We start from the raw sequence: 2837 nt of genomic DNA, 5'->3' as shown, positions 1-2837 counted from the left end.
CAACATAGCTGTCGGGCAGGCGATGTTCGCGGGCGGGGATCGACGGCAGCGGTAGATGCCGACCGTAGCGCCCCAGCATCTTCGCATGCTGCTGCAGCACTTCGGCTGCGGCGACTTCGGCCTCGATCGCCGAGGAACCATAGGCGCGGCAGTGCGGGATATCGATGAAATCGGCCTGGTAGAAGCCGCCTTCGCAATGAACTCTGGCCGGATAGAGCTCCAGACCCTTGAGATAAATACCCATGCTACGCCACCCCGTTTTGGATTCGCTCCGATGGCTATCGACTATGGTTAACGGGGCTTCGTGACAGGATGGTAATTACTCGTAAGACCTTCGTATAATGGCCAAAATCGGCAGTGAAACACGCAGGAAACCGTTGGTTACGTAGGGTAAGGCGGGCCGGAGTGCGGCAACCCGCAACACCTTTGGGCAGAGCTCTTAGCCTAATGGATAGCCCTTCCCCGGTCAGCCGAAGCGACGTGGTAGATAGCGACTCGGGTCGATCGATCCGAGCGACTCGGGAAGAGGGGTGCGAAGCAGAAGCGCTGCCCCGATCGCTGCCGCTGCGGGAGCCGTCTGGATGCCGAACCCGCCCTGCCCCGCAAACCAGAAGAAGCTGTCGTCGGCTGCCGACGGACCGTAGACGGGAGCCCGATCGGGCGCGAAGCTGCGCAGCCCCGCCCAGGCCCTTTCCTTGCGCGTGACCGACCAGTCGACGACATGTTGGAATCGGTCGATGGCCAGCGCGACGTCGATCTCCTCTGGCGCCACGTCGCACGGATCGATGGGTGTTTCGTCATGCGGCGACAGCCAGAGCCGGCCGCCCGCTTCGGGCTTGAAATAATATCGACCCGCAGCATCCATCACGAGCGGCATGTCCGGTCGGGTTGCCGGGTCTACCGCCAGTTGGACCATGGTCCGGCGCAAAGGGGCAATGCCGATCGGTCGCCGGCCGGCCAGGACCGCCACGGAGTCGGCCCAGGCGCCCGCCGCGTTGACGAGCATGTCGGCGCGGACTTCGCCTGCTGCGGTCTGCAGCCGCCATCCGCCGGCGCCCCGCTCGGCCGAGAGCAGGCGGGCGTTCGTCTTCAACTCTACGCCGGCGCGGCGCGCTTCGGCCAGATAATGCGCGTGCATCCCGGCGACGTCGATATCCCGGCAGGTCGGTTCGGCAAGCCCTTCGTCGAAGCCGGGCCGCAATCCGGGAATCCGCTCTTCGAGCATGGACCGGTCGAGGCGCTCCAACCGCACACGCCCCGCGAACTCGGCTTCGAGCCGGTCGAGGTGACGGTCATCGCCTGGACCGGCCAGATGCACTGCACCACGATTTCCCAGAAATCCGCCGGAATGAAGAAAGTCGAACGAGGCGCTCGTCAAAGGCTGCACCGCCGGCCCGCCATAGGTTTCCGACCAGAAGGCCGCAGACCGGCCAGTACTGTGGTAGCCAGCGATGTCCTCGGCCTCCAGCAGCACGATCCGCGCGTCTTTGCCCAGTGATGCCGCAAGGCTGGCGCCCGCCATTCCGGCACCGACGATCGCGATGTCCGCCTTGTTGATCGGCTCGTTCATGACCCGCGTTTAGATTTTGGTAAGCGCGGCCGTCTACCCTTCTTAACCATGCCCACACAATTGCCCGACCTGTTCGGCATTCTCCTGGCCGTGCTGCTGCTGATGGCGGCGTGGACGGACATCCGCACGCGGACGATCTCGAACGAACTCAACGCGGCCATCGCGATCTTCGCCATCGCCTTCTGGTGGGCGGCCGGCGAGCCCCTCTGGCCCGACGTGGCATTGCGCATCGGCCTGGCACTCGCACTGTTCCTGCTGTTCGCGGCCCTCTTCTTTTTCAGAATGGTCGGAGGCGGCGACGTGAAGATGATCGCAGCCCTCGCGCTGTGGCTGCCTGCGCAGGCGCTGCTTCCCATGCTTACGGTGATGGCCCTGTCGGGCGGGGTGATCGCAGTCATCATGCTGATGCGACAGCGCTGGCGCCCCAACGCCACGAAACCCGAACTGCCCTATGGGGTCGCCATCGCGATCGGCGGGCTGTGGGTGATCGCAAACGGGTTGTTAACCACAACGGTCGCATAGCCCGGACGGGGTCCCGTTTCGGGACAGTCCTTATGGCCCGGAAGCGGGCGAGAACGGGTCTTGAACGATGGATGCCAGGAAGTTGCTGCTTCTGATCATGGCGCTGGTGATGGCGGGGATCTCCGCCGTCGTTTTTCGCTCCATGTTCGGCGGACAAAGCGAAGCGGAGGCTGCACCTGCGGCGATTGCAGCGGCACCGCAAGCGAGTGGCCCCGAAGTCGCCGTCGCGATCCGCCCGCTGTCGGTCGGCACGATCATCAGCCCCGAAAGCATCCGCTATCAGCGCTGGCCTGCTGAGCTGGTGGGCAACAACTATTATATCAAAGGGCAGAGCGACCTCGCCGCACTCAACGGTTCGGTGGTCCGCTACGCGATCACCGCAGGCGCTCCGCTGACGCAGGGCGCGCTTGTAAAGCCGGGCGATCGTGGTTTTCTGGCCGCCGCCCTCGGACCGGGCATGCGGGCGATCACCATCTCGGTATCGGCACAGTCGGGCGTCGCCGGATTCGTATTTCCGGGCGATCGGGTCGACCTGATGCTCACCCAGGAAGTGCCTGGCGGAGGCGATGGTCCGCCGCTCAAGGCCGCCGAGACGATCATCCGCAACCTTCGCGTACTGGCGACGGACCAGCGCACCGACGGGGGCACGGCCATGCCACCGAGCTCAACCGGGGCGTCCAGCCGCCACCACTGCTCGTCGAGGTATGCCTGGAAGGACCGGCGGAACGACTCGGGCATGGTCACC

The 2837-nt window shown here is 64.9% G+C and carries 4 protein-coding genes; 2 read left to right on the top strand and 2 right to left on the bottom strand.

Going from position 1 to position 2837, the window contains the following annotated elements; translation table 11 throughout:
- On the bottom strand, window positions 1-244 hold a 244-nt coding region (locus KAY22_RS27385), incomplete at its 3' end, for a type II toxin-antitoxin system HicB family antitoxin (protein WP_296626200.1).
- Window positions 245-466: 222 nt separating this feature from the next.
- A complete protein-coding gene (locus KAY22_RS27380; RefSeq protein ID WP_296626198.1) occupies window positions 467-1570 on the bottom strand; it encodes an FAD-dependent oxidoreductase in 1104 nt (367 codons plus the stop codon).
- Window positions 1571-1618: 48 nt separating this feature from the next.
- Between KAY22_RS27380 and KAY22_RS27375 the strand changes: the two genes are divergently transcribed.
- Together KAY22_RS27375 and cpaB are read left to right on the top strand one after the other, a co-directional pair.
- Window positions 1619-2092 (top strand): prepilin peptidase, encoded by a 474-nt coding sequence (locus tag KAY22_RS27375; protein WP_296626195.1) that lies wholly within the window; start codon window positions 1619-1621, stop codon window positions 2090-2092.
- Window positions 2093-2159: 67 nt separating this feature from the next.
- The coding region (cpaB, locus tag KAY22_RS27370; protein WP_296626192.1) for a Flp pilus assembly protein CpaB at window positions 2160-2837 on the top strand (678 nt) is incomplete at its 3' end.

The organism is Rhizorhabdus sp., assembly GCF_018006725.1.
Lineage (GTDB): Bacteria > Pseudomonadota > Alphaproteobacteria > Sphingomonadales > Sphingomonadaceae > Rhizorhabdus.
Note: the sequence above shows the minus strand (reverse complement) of the source record. Positions and strands in the feature narration are given on the sequence as shown.